Annotated in this window: 16 protein-coding genes; 10 read left to right on the plus strand and 6 right to left on the minus strand. The window is 59.7% G+C overall.

What is annotated here, in order from left to right:
- Window positions 1-106: 106 nt before the first annotated feature.
- Complete coding sequence (gene dinG, locus NP77_RS05060) at window positions 107-2,275, plus strand: ATP-dependent DNA helicase DinG (protein ID WP_003851773.1); 2,169 nt, start codon at window positions 107-109, stop codon at window positions 2,273-2,275.
- A 26-nt stretch (window positions 2,276-2,301) separates the two neighbouring features.
- The gene (gene ybiB / locus NP77_RS05065; protein ID WP_039659248.1) at window positions 2,302-3,270 is read left to right on the plus strand and encodes a DNA-binding protein YbiB; all 969 of its coding nucleotides are present in this window, start codon (window positions 2,302-2,304) and stop codon (window positions 3,268-3,270) included.
- A 1-nt stretch (window position 3,271) separates the two neighbouring features.
- Here the strand turns inward: ybiB and NP77_RS05070 are convergent, their stop codons facing one another.
- The 3 genes from NP77_RS05070 to hutH (NP77_RS05080) all read right to left on the minus strand — a co-directional run bounded on the left by NP77_RS05070 (window position 3,272) and on the right by hutH (NP77_RS05080) (window position 7,889).
- Window positions 3,272-4,429 carry a M20 aminoacylase family protein gene (locus tag NP77_RS05070; protein WP_039659250.1) on the minus strand — a complete coding sequence of 386 codons (1,158 nt, stop codon included), beginning with the start codon at window positions 4,427-4,429 and terminating at the stop codon, window positions 3,272-3,274.
- A gap of 208 nt (window positions 4,430-4,637) precedes the next feature.
- Window positions 4,638-6,323 (minus strand): urocanate hydratase, encoded by a 1,686-nt coding sequence (gene hutU, locus NP77_RS05075; protein ID WP_003851765.1) that lies wholly within the window; start codon window positions 6,321-6,323, stop codon window positions 4,638-4,640.
- A 15-nt stretch (window positions 6,324-6,338) separates the two neighbouring features.
- The gene (gene hutH / locus NP77_RS05080) at window positions 6,339-7,889 is read right to left on the minus strand and encodes a histidine ammonia-lyase (RefSeq protein ID WP_039659252.1); all 1,551 of its coding nucleotides are present in this window, start codon (window positions 7,887-7,889) and stop codon (window positions 6,339-6,341) included.
- A 326-nt stretch (window positions 7,890-8,215) separates the two neighbouring features.
- On the opposite strand from hutH (NP77_RS05080), the gene hutC reads away from it, so the two are divergent.
- The gene (gene hutC, locus NP77_RS05085) at window positions 8,216-8,971 is read left to right on the plus strand and encodes a histidine utilization repressor (RefSeq protein ID WP_039659254.1); all 756 of its coding nucleotides are present in this window, start codon (window positions 8,216-8,218) and stop codon (window positions 8,969-8,971) included.
- Here the strand turns inward: hutC and NP77_RS05090 are convergent.
- Both NP77_RS05090 and NP77_RS05095 read right to left on the minus strand, forming a co-directional pair.
- Window positions 8,955-9,497: a HutD family protein gene (locus NP77_RS05090; protein ID WP_039659255.1), complete on the minus strand. Its 543-nt coding sequence runs from the start codon at window positions 9,495-9,497 to the stop codon at window positions 8,955-8,957. The genes hutC and NP77_RS05090 overlap by 17 nt on opposite strands.
- Window positions 9,494-10,849, minus strand: coding sequence for a formimidoylglutamate deiminase (locus NP77_RS05095; RefSeq protein ID WP_039659258.1), 1,356 nt, complete (start codon window positions 10,847-10,849; stop codon window positions 9,494-9,496). The genes NP77_RS05090 and NP77_RS05095 overlap by 4 nt, the downstream gene beginning before the upstream one ends.
- 80 nt (window positions 10,850-10,929) lie before the next feature.
- Between NP77_RS05095 and hutI the strand changes: the two genes are divergently transcribed.
- The 7 genes from hutI (at window position 10,930) to hutH (NP77_RS05130) (ending at window position 17,873) form a co-directional block, all read left to right on the plus strand.
- Window positions 10,930-12,147: an imidazolonepropionase gene (hutI, locus tag NP77_RS05100; RefSeq protein WP_039659260.1), complete on the plus strand. Its 1,218-nt coding sequence runs from the start codon at window positions 10,930-10,932 to the stop codon at window positions 12,145-12,147.
- On the plus strand, window positions 12,144-12,935 hold the full coding sequence (hutG, locus tag NP77_RS05105) for an N-formylglutamate deformylase (RefSeq protein WP_039659262.1): 792 nt from the start codon (window positions 12,144-12,146) through the stop codon (window positions 12,933-12,935). The genes hutI and hutG overlap by 4 nt, the downstream gene beginning before the upstream one ends.
- Window positions 12,936-13,242: 307 nt before the next feature.
- A complete protein-coding gene (locus NP77_RS05110) occupies window positions 13,243-14,091 on the plus strand; it encodes a transporter substrate-binding domain-containing protein (protein WP_008925090.1) in 849 nt (282 codons plus the stop codon).
- 12 nt (window positions 14,092-14,103) lie between these two features.
- The gene (locus NP77_RS05115; protein WP_039659264.1) at window positions 14,104-14,823 is read left to right on the plus strand and encodes an ABC transporter permease; all 720 of its coding nucleotides are present in this window, start codon (window positions 14,104-14,106) and stop codon (window positions 14,821-14,823) included.
- An 8-nt stretch (window positions 14,824-14,831) separates the two neighbouring features.
- A complete protein-coding gene (locus NP77_RS05120; RefSeq protein WP_008925091.1) occupies window positions 14,832-15,572 on the plus strand; it encodes an ABC transporter permease in 741 nt (246 codons plus the stop codon).
- Window positions 15,565-16,359: an ABC transporter ATP-binding protein gene (locus tag NP77_RS05125; RefSeq protein ID WP_003851746.1), complete on the plus strand. Its 795-nt coding sequence runs from the start codon at window positions 15,565-15,567 to the stop codon at window positions 16,357-16,359. The genes NP77_RS05120 and NP77_RS05125 overlap by 8 nt, the downstream gene beginning before the upstream one ends.
- 8 nt (window positions 16,360-16,367) lie before the next feature.
- Entirely contained in the window at window positions 16,368-17,873 is a 1,506-nt protein-coding gene (hutH, locus tag NP77_RS05130) for a histidine ammonia-lyase (protein WP_039659302.1), read from the plus strand.
- 3 nt (window positions 17,874-17,876) lie between these two features.
- On the opposite strand, the gene NP77_RS05135 is transcribed toward hutH (NP77_RS05130), so the two are convergent.
- Window positions 17,877-18,509, minus strand: a complete 633-nt coding sequence (locus tag NP77_RS05135) for a flavin reductase family protein (RefSeq protein WP_039659265.1) — start codon at window positions 18,507-18,509, stop codon at window positions 17,877-17,879.
- Window positions 18,510-18,632: the final 123 nt, after the last annotated feature.

Consider the following 18,632-nt stretch of genomic DNA (forward strand, 5'->3'; position numbering starts at 1 on the left):
CGCACTGAAATTTACGACAGCGCACGAAAAATTCGGCGTGAAAGCTGACGCCGCCGGGATACTGTGTAAAAATACAGGCCATATTTTCAGTGTGGTAACGCAAATCATGGCCCTGACAGCCGCAGTAAAAAGCCAGATAGCGCAATGGTATAAAGCGCTTCAGGAGCAGGTGCCTGATTTCATCCCGCGCGCGCCGCAGCGCCAGATGATTGCCGAAGTGGCAAAATGCCTGGCCGGTGACGATTCGCGCCATCTGGCGGTTGAAGCGCCGACCGGCGTGGGTAAAACTCTCTCTTATCTGATCCCGGGCATTGCGGCCAGCCGCGCCCAGGAAAAGCAGCTGGTCATCAGCACCGCCAACGTGGCGTTGCAGGATCAGATCTTCACCAAAGATCTGCCGCTGTTGAAGAAAATTATCCCCGACCTCACCTTTACCGCTGCTTTTGGCCGTGGGCGCTATGTCTGTCCGCGCAATCTGGCGGCGATGGCAGCCGACGCCGATCAGCAGGGCGATCTGCTGCTCTATCTGGACGATGATGCGGTCAGCAGCACCAAAGAGGAACAGACGCAGTGTGGCCGCTTACAAAAATCCCTGGATCGCTATCAGTGGGATGGCCTGCGCGATCACAGCGAAGAGAACGTCAGCGACAGCCTGTGGCAGCGCCTTTCTACCGATAAAGCAAGCTGCCTGGGCGCGCACTGCCACTGGTATCGTGAATGCCCGTTCTTTGTGGCGCGACGCGAAATCGAGCAGGTGGATGTGGTGGTGGCGAATCATGCGCTGGTGATGGCGGCGATGGAGAATGAGTCGGTGCTGCCACCGGCTAAAAACCTGATGCTGGTGCTGGATGAAGGGCACCATTTGCCCGACGTAGCCCGCGATGCGCTGGAGATGAGCGCCGACATTACGCCGGGCTGGAGCAGCCTGCAACTTGACCTGTTTATCAAGCTGGTTGACAGCATCATGACGCAGATGCGGCCAAAATCGCCGCCGCCTCTGGCTAACCCTGAGCGGCTGAAAGCACACTGTGATGAGCTGCGCGAACTGCTGACCGTGACCGCGCAGGCGCTGAATCCGCTGCTGCCACCGCATAACCAGCCGGGCGAATTTCGCTTTGTGCTGGGTGCGCTTCCGCAGGAGCTGCTGGATCTCTGTGCCCGGCTGTTCAAACTCAGCGACGCGCTGCGCGGTTTGAGCGAAGGCCTGATCAATGCCCTCAGTGAGCAGACTGGCAAGGTGGACGTGGTGCGATTGCATCGCAATCTGCTGCAGCTCAATCGTCAGTTTGGCTGGTTCGAGTCGGTGAGCAAATTGTGGCGGCTGGCGGCGATGGAAAAAGCGTCTGGCGCACCGGTATCGAAATGGATCACCCGCGAGCTGCGCGAAGGTCAGGCGCATCTGCTGTTTCACTGCGCCGGTATTCGCGTCAGCGATCAGCTGGAAAAGCTGCTGTGGCGCAAAATCCCACATGTGGTGGTCACCTCTGCCACACTGCGATCGCTCAACAGTTTCAACCGCCTGCAGGAGATGTCGGGACTCAGCGAAAAAGCAGGCGATCGTTTTGTGGCGCTGGACTCGCCGTTTAACCATGTAGAGCAGGGAAGGCTGGTGATCCCGCAGATGCGCTTCGAGCCGCTGATGACGCACGAAGCGGAGCACATTGCGGAGATGGCCGGTTTCTTCCGTCAGCAGATGGCGGAGAAAAAGCACAAAGGCGTGCTGGTGCTGTTTGCCAGCAACCGGGCCATGCAGCAGTTTGTCGCCTGTCTGCCTGACCTGCGGCTCTCGATGCTGGTGCAGGGCGATCAGCCGCGCAGCCGCCTGGTCGATTTGCATCGCCAGCGCGTCACCAAAGGGGAAACCAGTATTCTGATTGGCCTGCAGTCCTTTGCTGAAGGGCTTGATCTGAAGGGCGATTTGCTGAGTCAGGTGCATATTCACAAAATCGCTTTTCCCCCGGTGGACAGTCCGGTAATTTTGACCGAAGGCGAGTGGCTTAAAAGCCTGAAACGTTATCCGTTTGAGGTGCAGAGCTTACCCAGCGCCTCATTCACCCTGATTCAACAGGTCGGGCGCCTGATTCGCAGCCATCAATGTTATGGCGAAATCGTTATTTACGACCGTCGTCTGCTGAGCAAATCCTACGGCAGTCGGTTATTAGCCGCGTTGCCGATCTTCCCGATTGCGCAGCCGGAAACGCCAGAGCCGGAAGCGATACCGGCCACCGTGGCGCCAAAAAACACGGTGCGAAAACGACGTCCCACGCGGCGCTAAGCCGCGCACTTAACCGGAAGCGAGTGATGGAACTGAATAAAATCATTAAAGAGATTGGTCGCGGTAAAAATCATGCCCGCGACATCGATTTTGATACCGCGGTGACGCTGTATGGCGCAATGCTGGCGGGCGAGGTGCCGGACCTGGAACTGGGCGGCATCCTGATTGCGCTGCGTATCAAGGGCGAAGGCGAAGACGAGATGCGCGGCTTTTATCAGGCGATGCAGGCACAGATGATGCAGCTGCGAGCGCCAGAAAACCGGCCGATGCCGATCGTCATCCCCAGCTACAATGGCGCGCGCCGCCAGGGCAATCTGACGCCGTTGCTGGCGTTGCTGCTGGTGAAACTCGGCTTCCCGGTGGTGGTACATGGCGTCAGCGACGACGCGACGCGTATCACCAGTGAGGCGGTGTTTGCCGCACTGGGTGTAACACCTGTCACCACCGCAGAGTTGGCGCAGGCGAAACTCGACCAGGGCGAACTCGTTTTTATCACTATCGATCACCTCTGCCCGCCAATGGCGAAACAGCTCTCACTGCGCTGGCGGATGGGCGTCCGTAACAGCGCACATACGCTGGCAAAACTGGCAACCCCGTTTGCAGAGCGTGCGGCGCTGCGGCTGTCGAGCGTGTCGCATCCGGAGTATGTGCCGCGCGTGGCGAAATTCTTCAGTGACATTGATGCGCCAGCGATACTGCTCAATGGCACCGAAGGGGAAGTCTATGCGAATCCGCAGCGCTGCCCGGCGATCAGTATGATTCAGGGCGCAGGCGTGGAAGCGGAAGTGTGGGTCGAGCGTCAGCCTGAAGTGGCGGTTGAACTGCCGGCGGACAAGACGGCAGAGGTGACGGCGCGCTGGATTGATGAGGTGCTGAATCAGCAGCGCCCGGTGCCTGCGTCACTGCGATTGCAGCTCGCCTGCTGCCTGCGCGCCAGCGGCCAGTGCGACTCGCTGGCGGCGGCCGGGCAGCAGATTGCCGCTGCCGGATACTGAGTCAGGCGGCTGGCAGCGCCTGTTCAACCAGGTTCTGCCAGAAACGGATGCCAATCGGCAGCAGCGCGTCGTTGAAATCATAGCGAGCGTTATGTAGCGGCGCGGAGGGCGTCTCGCCATCCGCGCCCAGCCAGAAGTAAGCGCCGGGACAGGCTTCCATCATGCAGGCAAAATCTTCTGATGCCATCGACGGATTGACCTGCCAGTGAACCTGTTCTGCGCCCAGCGTTGCCAGCGCCACGTCGCGCACCTGCTCAGCCGGGGCCGCATGGTTAGCCGTGACCGGATAGCCCGGCAGCCAGTTAATCTCGCCGCTGACGCCAAACGGACGTGGCAGAGTCGTCACAAACTCATCAATCAGTCCGCGTACTTTTTCGCGCACGCTGGTCTGCAGGCAGCGCACTGTGCCGCGCAGCATAATCTGTTCCGGAATCACGTTGATCGCTTCACCCCCGTGGATCTGCGTTACACTGACCACCGCAGAGGCAAGGGGCGAGAGCCGACGGGAGGGAATCGTCTGCAGCGCCAGAATCAGCTCGGCCGCTACCACCATCGGATCGGCGCCACTTTCTGGCATCGCCGCATGGCAGCTTTTACCGTGCAGGGTAATTTCGAATGAATCCAGCGATGCCATCATTGCGCCAGGATTAACAGCCAGTGACCCCAGCGGCAGCCCCGGCCAGTTGTGCATCGCGTAGATCGCATCCATCGGAAAGCGCTGGAACAATCCCTCTTCCACCATTTTGCGCGCCCCGCCCAGATTCTCTTCGGCAGGCTGAAAGATGAAATGCACCGTGCCGCTAAACTGACGCGTGGCAGCCAGCTGTCGGGCGGCGGCCAGCAGGATAGCGCTGTGACCATCGTGGCCGCAGGCGTGCATGACGCCAGGCGTCGAAGATCGCCACTCAGCGTCGCCTTTCTCTGTAATCGGCAATGCATCCATATCCGCACGCAGCCCGATAACCGGACCGGGACCGTTTTCCAGCGTACCGATGACTCCTGTTCCCGCCAGACCACGAAACACCTGCAGCCCCGCCCGCGCTAATTCTTCAGCAATAAACTGGCTGGTTTGCTGTTCCTGGTAACCTAATTCGGGGTGGCGATGAAACTCACGGCGCCAGTGCAGGGCGTCTTCAAGCAGGGCAGGGGAAAGGGTCATGCAGCGTCGCGCTCCATACAGAATGAGAAGATTTCACTTTAGTGATTGGGTGGCGCGGCGTCTATCGCTGTCGGGACTAAATATGGCTATAGGCTAAATCAAAATGGAATAAGTAATAAGGAAGTGATTTCAGAGAGGGGTTTCACAATGGAAAAGTCAGAAAAACGGGGCAGGCCACAGCGCGCCCCGTGTAGTGAACAATATCAGACTATTTTTGCATTGGCAGGTTCAGGCCGTGCTCTGCAGCACAGCTCTGCGCCAGCTCATAACCTGCATCGGCGTGACGCATGACACCGGTGGCCGGGTCATTCCATAACACACGACCCAGACGCGCATCGGCTTCTTTGCTGCCATCGGCAACAATCACTACGCCAGAGTGCTGCGAGAAGCCCATGCCAACACCGCCGCCGTGATGCAGGCTGACCCAGGTCGCGCCGCCCGCGGTATTCAGCAGCGCGTTAAGCAGCGGCCAGTCAGAGACCGCATCCGAGCCATCTTTCATCGCTTCGGTCTCGCGGTTTGGTGAGGCAACTGAACCGCAGTCGAGATGGTCGCGGCCAATGACCACCGGCGCTTTCAGCTCGCCGTTGCGCACCATTTCATTGAACGCCAGACCGGCAAGGTGTCGCTCGCCCAGTCCCAGCCAGCAGATACGTGCCGGCAGGCCCTGAAAAGCGATGCGCTCCTGCGCCATATCAAGCCAGCGATGCAGCGTTTTGTGGTGCGGGAACAGCTCCTTGAGTTTGGCATCGGTCTTGTAGATATCCTCCGGGTCGCCTGACAACGCCACCCAGCGGAACGGGCCTTTGCCTTCACAGAACAGCGGACGGATATAGGCCGGTACAAAGCCAGGGAAGTCGAAGGCGTTGCTGACACCCTCATCCAGCGCTACCTGACGGATGTTGTTGCCGTAATCCACGGTCGGAATACCCATATGACAGAAGTCGAGCATCGCCTGGACGTGAACCGCCATAGAGGCACGCGCGGCTTTCTCAACCGCTTTCGGCTGTGAAACGCGCGCCTGTTGCCAGCGCGCCAGATCCCAGCCAATCGGCAGATAACCATTTATTGGGTCATGTGCCGACGTCTGGTCGGTCACGATGTCCGGCTTCGGCCCGCCCGCCCGGGCGCGTTTCACCAGCTCTGGCAGGATTTCAGCGGCATTGCCCAGCAGCCCGACTGAAATCGCTTTTTTCGCAGCAGTGGCTTCGCTGATGATGGCCAGCGCTTCGTCCAGCGTGGTGGCTTTGTAGTCTACGTAGCGGGTACGCAGACGGAAATCGATGCGTGACTCCTGGCACTCAATCGCCAGTACGCAGGCACCGGCCAGCACACCCGCCAGCGGTTGCGCGCCGCCCATGCCGCCCAGCCCGGCGGTGAGAATCCAGCGTCCGCTGAGGTCGTTGTTATAGTGCTGACGTCCCGCTTCCACAAAGGTTTCATAGGTGCCCTGCACGATGCCCTGTGCACCGATATAGATCCAGGAACCGGCGGTCATCTGGCCGTACATCATCAGGCCCGCTTTATCCAGCTCGTGGAAGTGATCCCAGGTCGCCCAGTGTGGCACCAGATTAGAGTTCGCCAGCAGGACGCGCGGCGCATCCGCGTGGGTGCGGAAGATGCCGACCGGTTTGCCGCTCTGGATCAGCAGCGTCTCATCCGGTTGCAGCGCCCGCAGCGAACGCAGGATCTGCTCGAAGCATGCCCAGTTTCGCGCTGCTTTACCGATGCCGCCGTAAACCACCAGATCTTCCGGCCGCTCGGCCACATCGGGATCGAGGTTGTTCTGAATCATGCGGTAAGCCGCTTCAATCAGCCAGTTAGCGCAGTGCAGTGTGGTGCCATGTGGCGCACGAATTTCACGTGCCACAGCCTGAGAAAGAGTTTCGCTCATAAGAGATTCCTTAATTCAAGAAGTTGGGCGCATGCTCGGCAGCAGCGCGGTCAATGCCTGAGGCCAGTCAGCGCGACTTGCCCACTGACGCATGGCCTCGATATCGGGTGCCAGCAGGCGATCTTCCTCAAGGAAAGCGACCTGCTCGCGAATGGTGTCGATGGCCTGCTCAATCAGCACAGAGCTTTTCAGCGGCCGGTTAAATTCAATACCCTGCGCGGCGGCCATCGCTTCAATACCGACCACCGCGGCGCTGTTAAAGCACATGCTGCCGAGACGGCGGGCGGCATAGGTCGCCATTGAGACGTGATCCTCCTGGTTAGCGGAGGTCGGCAGACTGTCTACGCTGCCCGGATGGGCCAGCGATTTGTTCTCAGAGGCGAGCGCGGCGGCGGTGACCTGGGCGATCATAAAGCCAGAGTTCACGCCACCGTCACGCACCAGGAAAGGCGGCAGGCCAGATAAGCCGCTGTCCAGCAGCAGCGCCAGGCGCCGCTCGGAGATGGCGCCGACTTCAGCAATGGCCAGCGCCAGGATATCTGCGGCAAAGGCCACGGGTTCGGCGTGGAAGTTGCCGCCGGAGATCACATCGCCGCTGTCGCTGAACACCAGCGGGTTGTCCGAGGCTGCGTTTGCTTCGATTTCCAGAATCCGCGCCGCGTGGCTGAAATTGTCCAGGCAGGCACCCATCACCTGCGGCACGCAGCGGATGGAGTAGGGGTCCTGCACGCGGCCGCAATGGGTATGCGACTGCAGAATTTCACTGCCCTCTATCAGAGCGCTGACGGCGGCGGCGACCGCAATCTGGCCCTGCTGACCACGCGCTTTATGAATACGGGCGTCGAACGGTTTCAGCGAGCCTTTGATCGCCTCCAGCGAGAGCGCACCCGCCATCAGACCGGCAGCAAACAGATTTTCACCTTCAAACAGGCCACGCAGCGCCAGCGCAGTCGAAACCTGGGTGCCATTGAGCAGCGCCAGTCCTTCTTTTGGACCGAGCACAAACGGCGACAGGCCGACGCTTGCCAGTCCTTCTGTTGCCGGGATCAGCTTACCAGCGAGCCGTACCTGACCTTCACCCAGCAGCATCAGCGACATGTGCGCCAGCGGCGCCAAATCGCCAGAAGCCCCGACAGAGCCTTTTTCCGGGATGCAGGGCATCACACCCGCGTTAAACAGGGCAAGCAGCGCCTCAACGAGTTCGATTCGCACGCCAGAGTGACCGCGCGCCAGACTGATGATTTTGGTTGCGACCACCAGCCGGGTGACATTGTCGGGCAGCAGATCGCCCAGTCCGACGCTGTGTGACAACACCAGATTACGCTGCAGATCCGCCAGCCGGCTGGCCGGAATTTGGGTCTGCGCCAGTTTGCCGAAGCCGGTATTAATGCCATACACCACGTTACCGGAGGCGACAATGGCATCTACGGTTTGCTGCGCCGCTGCAATCGCCTGACGCGCACGCTCATCGAGACTTAATGTGACATTACCCTGATAGATAGCGCGTAATGTGGCGAGGTCCACCTCGCCTGGCACCAGGCGCAATGCCTGAAACGAACCTGACATAGCCTACTCCTGTCGATACAAGTGTGCTGGTGTGGCGAAGCTGCTTCCCTTGCCCTGAACCAGCGGGATAATTCGAGTGAAACATAAGCATTAAATCTTGTCTATGCTTGTCTATACAATCAAGCAAAGGAAGCAAAGGACGTGCCAGGCCGATCACAAAAATCGAATCTCCCTATGCTGCGGGTCGGGTGTTTAGCATGTGGGAGAAGCTGCACCATCAGGATGCGGAGGCTGCACCATCGGAGCATCGCGTGCTCTGCTGGATGTATATACATTCACGCAGTGAGACAGTAAACTCAGGGGACTTTCAGCATAAGGAACAGCAAATGGTTGAGCATACGGCACTGGCACAACTGGCGGCGGCAATGAGCGATGAACCCGCACCGATCTATCAGCGGGTGAAACAGGCCATCGTCAGCCAGATTCGTGAAGGGTTGTGGAAAGCGAATCAGCGTGTGCCATCAGAAAGTGAACTGGTCAATGAACTGGGCGTCAGTCGCATGACCATTAACCGGGCGCTGCGTGAGCTCACCAGTGAGGGATTTCTGGTGCGGATGCAGGGTGTCGGGACCTTTGTGGCGGAGATGAAAGGGTACACCGCCATGCTGGAGGTGCATAACATCGCCGATGAGATTGCCCAGCGAGGTCATCAGCACAGCGCAAAAATCCTTACCATCGGTCAGAACAAAGCCGATCCCGAGCAGGCGGCCGTACTGGGTCTCACTACCGGGCAGACGCTCTTCCATTCGCTGATTGTGCACTACGAAAATGATCTGCCGGTGCAGCTGGAGGATCGTCTGGTCAATCCCCTGGTCGCGCCCGACTACCTGACGCAGGATTATGAGAAGATGACGCCGTACACCTATCTCATGCGGGTCGCGCCGCTGACGGCGGGTGAGCACATCGTTGAAGCGGTGCTGCCCGATGCGCGTCAGCGTAAGCATTTGTCGCTGGATGAGCACGAACCCTGCCTGCTGATTCGCCGTCAGACCTGGAGCGACACGAAAATCGTGACCTATGCGCGATTGCTCTATCCCGGCTCACGTTACAAACTGCTGGGCCGCTTCAGAGGACACGGTTAAGTCGGGTAAACAGCAGCCGGGCATCCGTTTCACACGGGCTGAGTTGTGTCTCATCATCGACCCACCACGTCCCCTGTTGCGCGCTCAGCTTTTCTCCGTCAGCCGTCTGCCATGCGCCAGCCAGCACCCAGGCGACGCCATGCAGCGCGCTGACCTCTGTGGTCACCACCTCCACCGTTGCCTGCCATTCACCACGTCGCGTCATGATATTAAAATCTTCGCTGACGCTGCCCTGCAGTTGTGCCGTTAAGGCGAGTTCGCCGGCAAACGCCCACGGCTTTTGCGGCGTCAACAGATGCTGCACGCCGGGCGCGGTTAACAACACCGGATCGCCGTGCAGCAGGGTGATAACCCGATCAATCTCCGGAAAGGGAGAGAAGGGGCCATCCTGCGCCAGGGTCGCAATACTGGCGCGCCAGCCAAAGCGATCTGCGCCGGGCGGGAAACTGATAATCTCACGGGTCTCACCGCCACCGTTGCGCCAGCGGCTGACTGCCAGATCGGCATATGCGAACCGGGCGATCATCGCAGCGCCGCCATTGCCTGAGCAAAGCGTGCGGCACACGCTGTCTGGTGCGGATGCACGCCATCTTTCACCACGGCTTTACCTGCAACATAGACGTCGCGAATCTGATCGCGCTGTCCGGCAAACAGCCAGCGGTTCATTACGGCGTGTGATTCCACGCTGCCGAGCCATGCCTCATCACGCAGCACCAGCCAGTCAGCACGTTGTCCCACCGCCAGCGTACCCTGCTGAATGCCGCACGCCTGCGCACCCCCTGCTGCAGCCTGTTGCCAAAGCAGATCGCCTACCGAGGGCTGGTCAGGCAGGGTGATTCGGTTGCGGCGCTGGTCGCGCAGGCGCTGCGCATACTCCAGCCAGCGCAGCTCTTCCTGGGTGCTCAGCGAGACGTGACTGTCGGAGCCAATGCCCCAGCGTCCGCCCTGCGCGATATACTCCACCGCCGGAAAAATGCCGTCACCGAGGTTGGCTTCGGTGGTCGGGCAGAGACCCGCCACCGCACCGCTGCGGGCAAGGCGTGACAGTTCGCTCTCATCCAGATGCGTGGCGTGGATCAGACACCAGCGCGTATCCACGTTAAAGCGGTTAAGCAGCCAGGCAACCGGCCGTTCGCCGCTCCACGCCAGTGAATCATTGACCTCTTTCTGCTGTTCAGCCACATGGATATGTACCGGCAGCCCAGGATCGCTGGCCGCCAGCAAGTCGTGCATCTGACTTTCACTTACTGCCCGCAGCGAATGGAAACAGAGGCCACGATTCAGCAGTGGCCGCTGCTGCTGCCACTCCTCCAGCCGCGCCTGCTGTTGCAGATACTGGTCGGTCTGCTGGATAAAACGTTTCTGACCCGCCGTTGCAGGCTGACTGCCAAAGCCGCTGTAGCTGTAGAGCACCGGCAGCAGGGTCTGACCGATACCGGCGATCTCCGCCGCCTCGATCAGCTGTTGCAGCATCGCATCATCACCATAGGGTGCGCCGCTGGGGTCGTGATGCAGATAGTGAAACTCCGCCACCTGGGTGTAGCCGCCCTTCAGCATTTCGATGTAGAGCAGGGCGGCAATATCGCCCACCTGCCGGGGTGTCAGGCGCTGCACCATGCGGTACATCAAATCCCGCCAGGTCCAGAAGCTGTCCTGAGGATCGCCCGCGACTTCTGCCAGCCCCGCCATGGCACGCTGGAACGCATGCGAGTGCAGGTTGGCGATCGCCGGAATTACCTCGCCGTTGAGCTGGACAGCATTCTCCGCATGGCTATCCGGAGCAATGGCATCGATAAAACCCGCCTGATTAACTGTGATACGAACCTGCTGCTGCCAGCCCTCTGCCAGCAGTGCACGCGGGGCAAAAAAAGTTACCATGGTTGATCCTCTCCGGATGTGGTTGTATATACATATACATACTTTGAGGCACAGTGTAAACGGTGGAGGCTTAGGCAGCGATGGCAGAAGAGATGCGTGTAGATACGGTATGGACCGGGGCCGACCTGGTTACCATGCGTGACGGAAAGTACCATCTGATTCCGCAAGGCGCGCTGGTGGTGCGGGCAGGTAAACTGGTATGGGTGGGCCCGCAGGCGGAGATGCCCGCGTTCGTCGCCGATCAGCATCATCAACTGCCAGGCGGCATCGTGACGCCTGGGCTGGTGGATTGTCATACCCATCTGGTGTTTGGCGGCGACCGCAGCCAGGAGTTTGAACAGCGCCTGAATGGCGTCAGCTACGCAGAGATCGCCGCGCAGGGCGGCGGCATTCTCTCCACCGTGCGCGCCACCCGCGCGGCCACGGAAGAGGAGCTGGTGGCGTCGGCTCGCTGGCGGCTCGATCGGCTGCTGGCCGAAGGCGTCACCACCGTGGAGATTAAGTCCGGCTATGGTCTGGATGAAGAGAGCGAACTGCGGATGCTGCGGGCGATTCGCCAGCTGGGAGAGAGCGTGTCCGCCGATGTGCGTGCCACCTGTCTGGCAGCACATGCCTTTCCGCCGGAGTTTAAGCACGACCCGGATAGCTGGGTCGATATCATCTGCGATCGACTCCTGCCGCAGGTGAAGGCGCTGGGGCTGGCGGATGCGGTGGATGCGTTCTGTGAGCATCTCGCCTTTTCCCCTGCGCAGGTGGCGCGGGTGTTTGACCGGGCGGTGGCGCTGGGTATGCCGGTGAAATTGCATGCGGAACAGCTTTCGGCACTGGGGGGCGCAGCACTGGCGGCGCGCTACGGCGCACTCTCTGCGGACCATCTTGAATACGCCACGGAAGAGGATGCCAGGGTGATGGCAGAGCATGGCACCGTCGCGGTGCTGCTGCCTGGTGCGTTTTACCTGCTGCGTGAGACCCAGCGCCCGCCGGTGGAAAGCTTCCGGCGACATGGGGTACCGATGGCACTGGCCAGCGATGCGAATCCTGGCACCTCGCCTGCGCTGTCGCTGCGTCTGATGCTCAATATGGGTTGCACGCTGTTTGGCATGACACCGGAAGAGGCGCTGGCGGGCGTCACCCTGTGGGGAGCAAAAGCGCTGGGGCTGGCTGACAGTCACGGCTCGCTGGAGGCGGGAAAAGTGGCAAACTTCGTGCACTGGCCGCTGGCTCGTCCCGCGGAACTGGTTTACTGGCTGGGTGGTGAGCTGCCCTGTACCGTTATTTATCGTGGAGAACCACAATGAACCCTTTCTATTTCACCCAGGGCAGCCTGCCGCTGCTGGTCAGCATTCCTCACGCCGGGACCGACCTGACACCCGACGTGGAGGCTGGATTAAGTGAGGCCGCGCGCGGCCTGCCTGACACCGACTGGCATATCCCGCTGCTGTATGATTTTGTGCGTGACCTCGGGGCCAGCGTGTTAATTGGCCGCTACTCCCGTTTTGTGGTTGATCTTAACCGTCCGCCCGATAACCAGCCGCTCTACACGACGGCCACCACTGGCCTGTTCCCGGAAACGCTGTTCGACGGCACGCCGACCTTTGCGCCAGGTAAAACGCCTGATGCCACGGCGCGTCAGGGCTACATCGATCAGATCTGGCAGCCTTATCATCAGCAGATTCAGCAGGAGCTGGCGCGGCTTAAAGCGCTGCATGGTTATGCGCTGCTGTTTGATGCTCACTCCATCGCCAGCGAAATTCCCCGCCTGTTTGAGGGCCGTCTGCCCGATATCAATGTTGGCACCAACGACGGTGCAAGCTGTACACCTGCCATGAGCGCGGCGATTGAGGCAGTATGCGCGGCACAGAACGACTACAGCTGGGTGATTAACGGACGCTTCAAAGGCGGCTACATCACCCGCGCTTATGGACAGCCGCAGCAGCATATTGAAGCCGTACAGCTGGAGCTGGCGCAGCTCAACTACATGGATGAGATGCCTCCTTACGCCTGGCAGCAGGCGCGTGCCGCCCGGTTACAGAAAGTGCTGAAGGCGATGATTCATGCCATGCTGGCGCAGGCTAAACCGCAATAAATCAGCGATGCGCCACGCCGGTGCAGCGCTGCGCTAATCGGGTGCAGGTGAGGGCAGCCTGTGTGGCTGCTCCCTTGCTACCACCTCCATTCTTCGCTTTTTCAGAGCTGGCATAACCTTTGCTTGGTTGTATGTACAAGTACTGCAGTGCGTGCTCCATCTGAATAAATTCCGTCTGGCTCACAAAATGAAAAAGCCGGCAATGAACTGCGTTGCGTTAACTTGTATATACATGACATATCATCTTGTGAGATTTATGTTAAATCTCATCAGGGCGATCACCAGGCCGCTACTTCAGGAGAACCGTATGACACACCCTCTGACTCTTCGTCGTTTATGTCTTACTACGCTGGTTTCCAGTCTGCTGCTCTGTGGCGTCAGCGCCCAGGCTAAAGAGTGGAAGTCGATCACCATTGCCACTGAAGGCAGTTATGAACCCTGGAACCTCACCCTGCCGGGCGGCAAGCTGGGCGGTTTCGAACCGGAGCTGATGGCGGATCTCTGCCAGCGCATGGCGATCCAGTGCAAGCTGGTGGTGCAGAACTGGGATGGGATGATCGCCGGACTGAATGCCGGAAAATATGACGTCATCATGGATGCGATTGTGATTACGCCCGACCGCAAAAAAGTGGTGAATTTCACCGTGCCTTACGCCTCAACACCCGCCACCTTTATCACGGTAAAAGGGTCACTGCTGCCCGCTGACAGCAAGATCATCAAACTCACTGACGATGAAAAAACCATTGAGCCTGCCATCGCACCTCTGAAAGCAGCGCTGAAGGGCAAAACGATTGGCATCGCCTCTGGCACGGTCTATACGCCGTTTATCGACAAATACTTCAAAGGGGTGGCGGATGTGCGTGAATACACCAGCTCAGCCGATGCGATTCTTGATTTGCAGGCCGGACGCATTGATGCGGTGTTTGACGATGTGACGTTCGCGCAGTCGATGCTGGCACGACCGGATAACCGCAACCTCAGTTTCAGTGGCCCTCAGCTGGGCGGCCCAATCTGGGGTGAGGGCGAGGCGATGGGTGTACGCATGGCCGACAACGATCTGAAAGCCCGACTGGATCAGGCGATTAAAGCCGCGCTGGCCGATGGCACAGTGAAAAAGCTGAGTGAGAAGTGGTTCAAAACTGACGTCACACCCTGAGTGAGGTAACTGATGATAAGCCTGCTGAGTTTTGGCCCGGACGGCTGGGGACGGTTGATTCTGAGTGCCACGCTGACCACGTTGCTGCTGTCGTTTTGCGCGCTGCTGGTCGGCGCGGTGGTGGGATCGGGCGTGGCCGCCGCAAAGTTATCCCCGCACCGGGCGGTACGCTGGCTGGGTGAAAGCTATTCGGTGATCTTTCGGGGTATCCCTGAATTGCTGGTGATCTACCTGTTCTACTTCGGTGGATCGGGACTGATCACGCAGATCGGACAACTGTTTGGCGCAGACGGTTTTATCGAAGCGCCGCCGTTTCTGATCGGGGCATTGGCGATCGGGCTTATCTCCGGCTCTTACCAGGCGGAAGTCTATCGCGCCGCGCGGCTGGCTCTGGCGAAAGGGGAGATCGAAGCCGCCGTCGCTATTGGCATGCCGCGCTGGCGCATCCGGCAACGTATCCTGTTGCCGCAGGTGGCGCGCTATGCGCTGCCCGGCCTGTCTAACGTCTGGCAGATGAGCCTGAAAGATTCCGCGCTGGTATCGGTGACCGGCATTGTCGAGCTCATGCGGGCCAGCCAGATAGCAGCCGGTTCTACCCGGGACTACTTCTCCTTTTACCTGGTGGGCGGTGTCTGTTATCTGCTGCTGACGCTGCTGTCGAATCGCGCCTTTCTGCGCGCCGAATCCCGTCTGGGTCGCGCCTGGCAAAGCCGCACCGCTGCACAGCATTAAGGAGAGTTATGATTGATTTTGCGTTCCTTACTGACACCTTCCTGAAACTCAGCGCGGCGCTGCCGGTCACGCTCGGTCTGTTTATCAGCGCCTTTCTCTGCGGGGGCGTGCTGGCGGTCGGTATTCTGGCGCTGCGCATGAGCCGCTGGCGGCTGCTGAGTGCATTTGCCCGCGGCTACATTCTGGTGTTTCGCGGCTCGCCGCTGATGATTCAGTTGTTCCTGATCTACTACGGGCTGGGACAGTTTGGGGTGATCCGCCACAGCGTCTTCTGGCCGTTTCTGCGTGAGCCTTTTACCTGCGCGGTGCTGGCCCTGTCCCTCTGTACCGCCGCCTACACGGCGGAGATCCTGCGCGGCGCGCTGCTGGCGGTCCCGCCCGGTCAGGTGGAAGCGGGGATGGCATGCGGCATGTCGCGCGGCCTGCTGCTGCGGCGCATTATCGCGCCGGTGATGCTGCGTTATGCGCTGCCTGCGTACTCCACCGAAGCGATTCTGCTGGTGAAATCAACCGCGCTGGCGAGTCTGGTGACGGTGTGGGATGTCACCGGGGTCGCGCAGCAGATTATCCAGCGTACTTACCGCACTATGGAGGTGTTTCTCTGTGCGGCGGCGATCTATCTGATCCTCAACTTCATCATTGTTCAACTGTATGCCCTGCTGGAGCGGCGTCTGACACCGGTTCATAAACCGGAAAAAAAGCCGTTACCGGCCGCTAAGCCGATCCCCGGAGGAGAAAAAAATGTCTGAACTGCCACCCGTCACGCTGTCGGCCAGCGATATCCATAAATCCTTTGGCGCGATGGAGGTGCTGAAGGGCATCTCGCTGCAGGCGCATCAGGGCGATGTCATCTCTATTCTCGGTGCCAGCGGCTCCGGTAAAAGTACGCTTCTGCGCTGTATCAACCTGCTGGAGACGCCTGATTCTGGCGTCGTCAGCGTGGGCGGTGAAACCATTGAGATGAAGCGTCATGCACGCGGGCACCAGCTGGCGGCTAACCCGCGTCAGATTGAACGGCTGCGTTCCCGGCTGGGGATGGTGTTTCAGAGCTTTAATCTCTGGTCGCATCTCACCGTACTGCAAAACGTTATTGAAGGGCCGCACTACGTGCTGAAGCGCGATAAAAAAGCCTGCATCGCTCAGGCAGAACAGCTGCTGGATCGGGTTGGCCTGCTGAATCGCAAAGACTTCTATCCCGCTCAGCTTTCGGGCGGCCAGCAGCAGCGGGTGGCGATCGCCCGCGCGCTGGCGATGGACCCGGAGGTGATGCTGTTTGATGAACCGACATCGGCACTGGATCCGGAACTGGTGGGTGAGGTGCTGAAGGTGATGCGCAGCCTGGCCGAAGAGGGGCGCACCATGCTGGTGGTCACGCACGAGATGGGCTTTGCCCGCAACGTCTCAAACCGGGTCGTGTTTATGCATCAGGGCACGATTGATTGTCAGGGCACGCCAGAGGCGATGTTCGGCGAGGCGGGATCGGCGCGCTTTAAGCAGTTTATTTCCAGCCATCATCAGGTGGAGCCGGTGGTATGAGCGACGTCATGAGTCAGACGCGGGTCTGGGGCGATGGTCCGCTTAAATGGCAGGAGCTGGTGCAGGTCGCCCGGCATGGCGCGACTCTGACGCTGAGCGACAGCGCCTGGCAGCGAATTGCCCGGAGCCGTGAAATCGTCGGCAACATCGTCGCGGCGGGGCAGGTAGCCTACGGCATCAATACCGGATTAGGGGCGTTGTGCAACATTACTCTTTCCGAAGATGAACTGAGCCAGCTGTCGCGCAATACCTTACTGAGCCATGCCTGTGGTGTCGGGCCGGTGCTGAAAAAAGCGGAGGTGCGCGCCATTCTGTGTGCCGCGATTGCCAACTACAGTCATGGCAAATCGGGTGTGTCAGTGGCGCTGGTGCAGCAACTGCTGGCGCTACTGAATCTGCAGATTACCCCTCAGGTGCCGTCCCAGGGATCGGTGGGCTATCTGACCCACATGGCGCATATCGGTCTGGCCCTGATCGGCATCGGCGAGGTGGAGTGGCACGGCGAAATCATGCCCGCGCAGCAGGCGCTAACCCAGGCAGGCTTAGCGCCTTACCGGCCAGGTGCCAAAGAGGGACTGAGCCTGGTCAACGGCACGCCTTGCATGACCGGCTTAGCCTGCCTGGCGCTGGACGATGCCGGGCGTCTGCTGGACTGGGCGGATGTGACAGGCGCAATGAGTTTTGAAGCGCTGCGCGGTCAGCTGGTGGCGTTTGATCCAGAGGTGCTGGCACTCAAGGCCAGCCCGGGAATACAGCGCAGTGGTGAACGTCTGCGCCAGTTGCTGAGAGACAGCCCGCTGCTGAACGCGAGTGTCGGCATCCGCACTCAGGATGCGATGAGTCTGCGGTCGATGCCGCAGGTGCACGGCGCCTGCCGCGATCAGTTTGATCACGCCGCACGTCAGGTGGAGACTGAACTCAATGCCTGTACCGACAATCCGTTGATTCTGGGCACGCCGCAGGAGTGGCGCGTGGTGTCACAGTCACATCCGCACGGTGAATCGGTGGCGATGGCCTGTGACCTGCTGGCGATTGCGCTGGCGGAACTGGGGAGCATTGCCGAACGACGGCTGGATCGGCTGGTAAACCCGCTGGTCAGTGGCCTGCCGCCGTTTCTGGTGGCCGAGCCTGGCGTCAATTCTGGCATGATGATTGCGCAGTACGTCGCGGCCTCACTCTGCGCGGAAAACCGTCAGCTGGCGCAGCCTGCGGTACTCGATAACTATGTCACTTCAGGATTACAGGAGGATCACGTCAGTCTTGGCACCGGTTCGGCGTTAAAGCTGCTGAAGCTGGTCAGCAACGTCGATCACATCATTGCGATTGAGTATCTGCTGGCGGCGCAGGCGCTGGAGTTTCACGGTGAATCACAGCTGGCAGCCGGCACGCGGCGCGCCTGGCAGCATCTGCGGCAGGTGGTTGAGCGCTGGCAGCAGGATCGCTGGCTGGCACCCGACATCGACCGTGCGGTGGCGCAGATAAGGGCGCACCGGACCGATGCGCTTGTGGGGTGAGGATTATTTAGGGCGTGCGTCGGGACGGACCAGGTCAAAGCGTTGTGTTTCGCTGATGCCGTAATAGGCGCTGGGACCACCTGCGCGCAGAATCGGCTCGGCTTTTGCGGTCTGATAAATGCCCGCTTCCAGCAGCGATTCATCGATGTGGATCGCGACCGCTTCACCCAGCACCAGCCAGCTGTCGACCAGATTGCCACTGGCATCCTGCAACTGAATCAGCTGGGTCAGACGACACTCAAAGTTGACCGGGCTTTCCGCCACCAGACTTGCACCAACCTGTGATGCTGACAGCGGGGTTAACCCTGCAAAGGCAAACTCATCCTGATCGGCAGGCAGTGAAGCGGAACTTTCGTTCATCGCTTCGGCCAGCGGGCGGGTAGCCAGGTTCCAGACAAACTCTTTGGTGTCCGCAATGTTCTGCACGCTGTCTTTCCAGCCGCTGCTGGCGAAACCGATAATTGGCGGATGATAGTTGAAGCAGTTAAAGAAGCTGTAAGGGGCCAGATTGCGCTGGCCGCTGGCGCTGACAGAGCTAATCCAGCCGATTGGTCGTGGTCCGATAATGGCGTTGAGCGGATCGTGGGGCAGACCGTGACCAGCACGGGGTTCATAGGAATAGCGTTTCCGGGTCATAACATCTCCAGCAGGTGATTTTATTTATCTTAGCCCGACAGCATCACCCGACGGAATCGGAAAGCGGTAAGCGGATGGTGCGGGTTTATTTTCCGCCGCCTACAGCGTATTGTACGCGCGCCT

This window comes from Pantoea sp. MBLJ3, from assembly GCF_000816655.1.
GTDB lineage: Bacteria > Pseudomonadota > Gammaproteobacteria > Enterobacterales > Enterobacteriaceae > Pantoea > Pantoea eucalypti.

Bases quoted from the DNA above. Each gene is read 5' to 3' on its own strand.
- NP77_RS05120 (WP_008925091.1), top strand. From the start codon at position 14,832: ATGATTGATTTTGCGTTCCTTACTGACACCTTCCTGAAACTCAGCGCG.
- NP77_RS05110 (WP_008925090.1), top strand. From the start codon at position 13,243: ATGACACACCCTCTGACTCTTCGTCGTTTATGTCTTACTACGCTGGTT.
- dinG (WP_003851773.1), top strand. From the start codon at position 107: ATGGCCCTGACAGCCGCAGTAAAAAGCCAGATAGCGCAATGGTATAAA.
- hutC (WP_039659254.1), top strand. From the start codon at position 8,216: ATGGTTGAGCATACGGCACTGGCACAACTGGCGGCGGCAATGAGCGAT.
- hutH (WP_039659252.1), bottom strand. From the start codon at position 7,889: ATGTCAGGTTCGTTTCAGGCATTGCGCCTGGTGCCAGGCGAGGTGGAC.
- hutU (WP_003851765.1), bottom strand. From the start codon at position 6,323: ATGAGCGAAACTCTTTCTCAGGCTGTGGCACGTGAAATTCGTGCGCCA.
- NP77_RS05070 (WP_039659250.1), bottom strand. From the start codon at position 4,429: ATGACCCTTTCCCCTGCCCTGCTTGAAGACGCCCTGCACTGGCGCCGT.
- ybiB (WP_039659248.1), top strand. From the start codon at position 2,302: ATGGAACTGAATAAAATCATTAAAGAGATTGGTCGCGGTAAAAATCAT.
- NP77_RS05095 (WP_039659258.1), bottom strand. From the start codon at position 10,849: ATGGTAACTTTTTTTGCCCCGCGTGCACTGCTGGCAGAGGGCTGGCAG.
- hutG (WP_039659262.1), top strand. From the start codon at position 12,144: ATGAACCCTTTCTATTTCACCCAGGGCAGCCTGCCGCTGCTGGTCAGC.
- NP77_RS05090 (WP_039659255.1), bottom strand. From the start codon at position 9,497: ATGATCGCCCGGTTCGCATATGCCGATCTGGCAGTCAGCCGCTGGCGC.
- NP77_RS05115 (WP_039659264.1), top strand. From the start codon at position 14,104: ATGATAAGCCTGCTGAGTTTTGGCCCGGACGGCTGGGGACGGTTGATT.
- NP77_RS05125 (WP_003851746.1), top strand. From the start codon at position 15,565: ATGTCTGAACTGCCACCCGTCACGCTGTCGGCCAGCGATATCCATAAA.
- hutH (WP_039659302.1), top strand. From the start codon at position 16,368: ATGAGTCAGACGCGGGTCTGGGGCGATGGTCCGCTTAAATGGCAGGAG.
- hutI (WP_039659260.1), top strand. From the start codon at position 10,930: ATGGCAGAAGAGATGCGTGTAGATACGGTATGGACCGGGGCCGACCTG.
- NP77_RS05135 (WP_039659265.1), bottom strand. From the start codon at position 18,509: ATGACCCGGAAACGCTATTCCTATGAACCCCGTGCTGGTCACGGTCTG.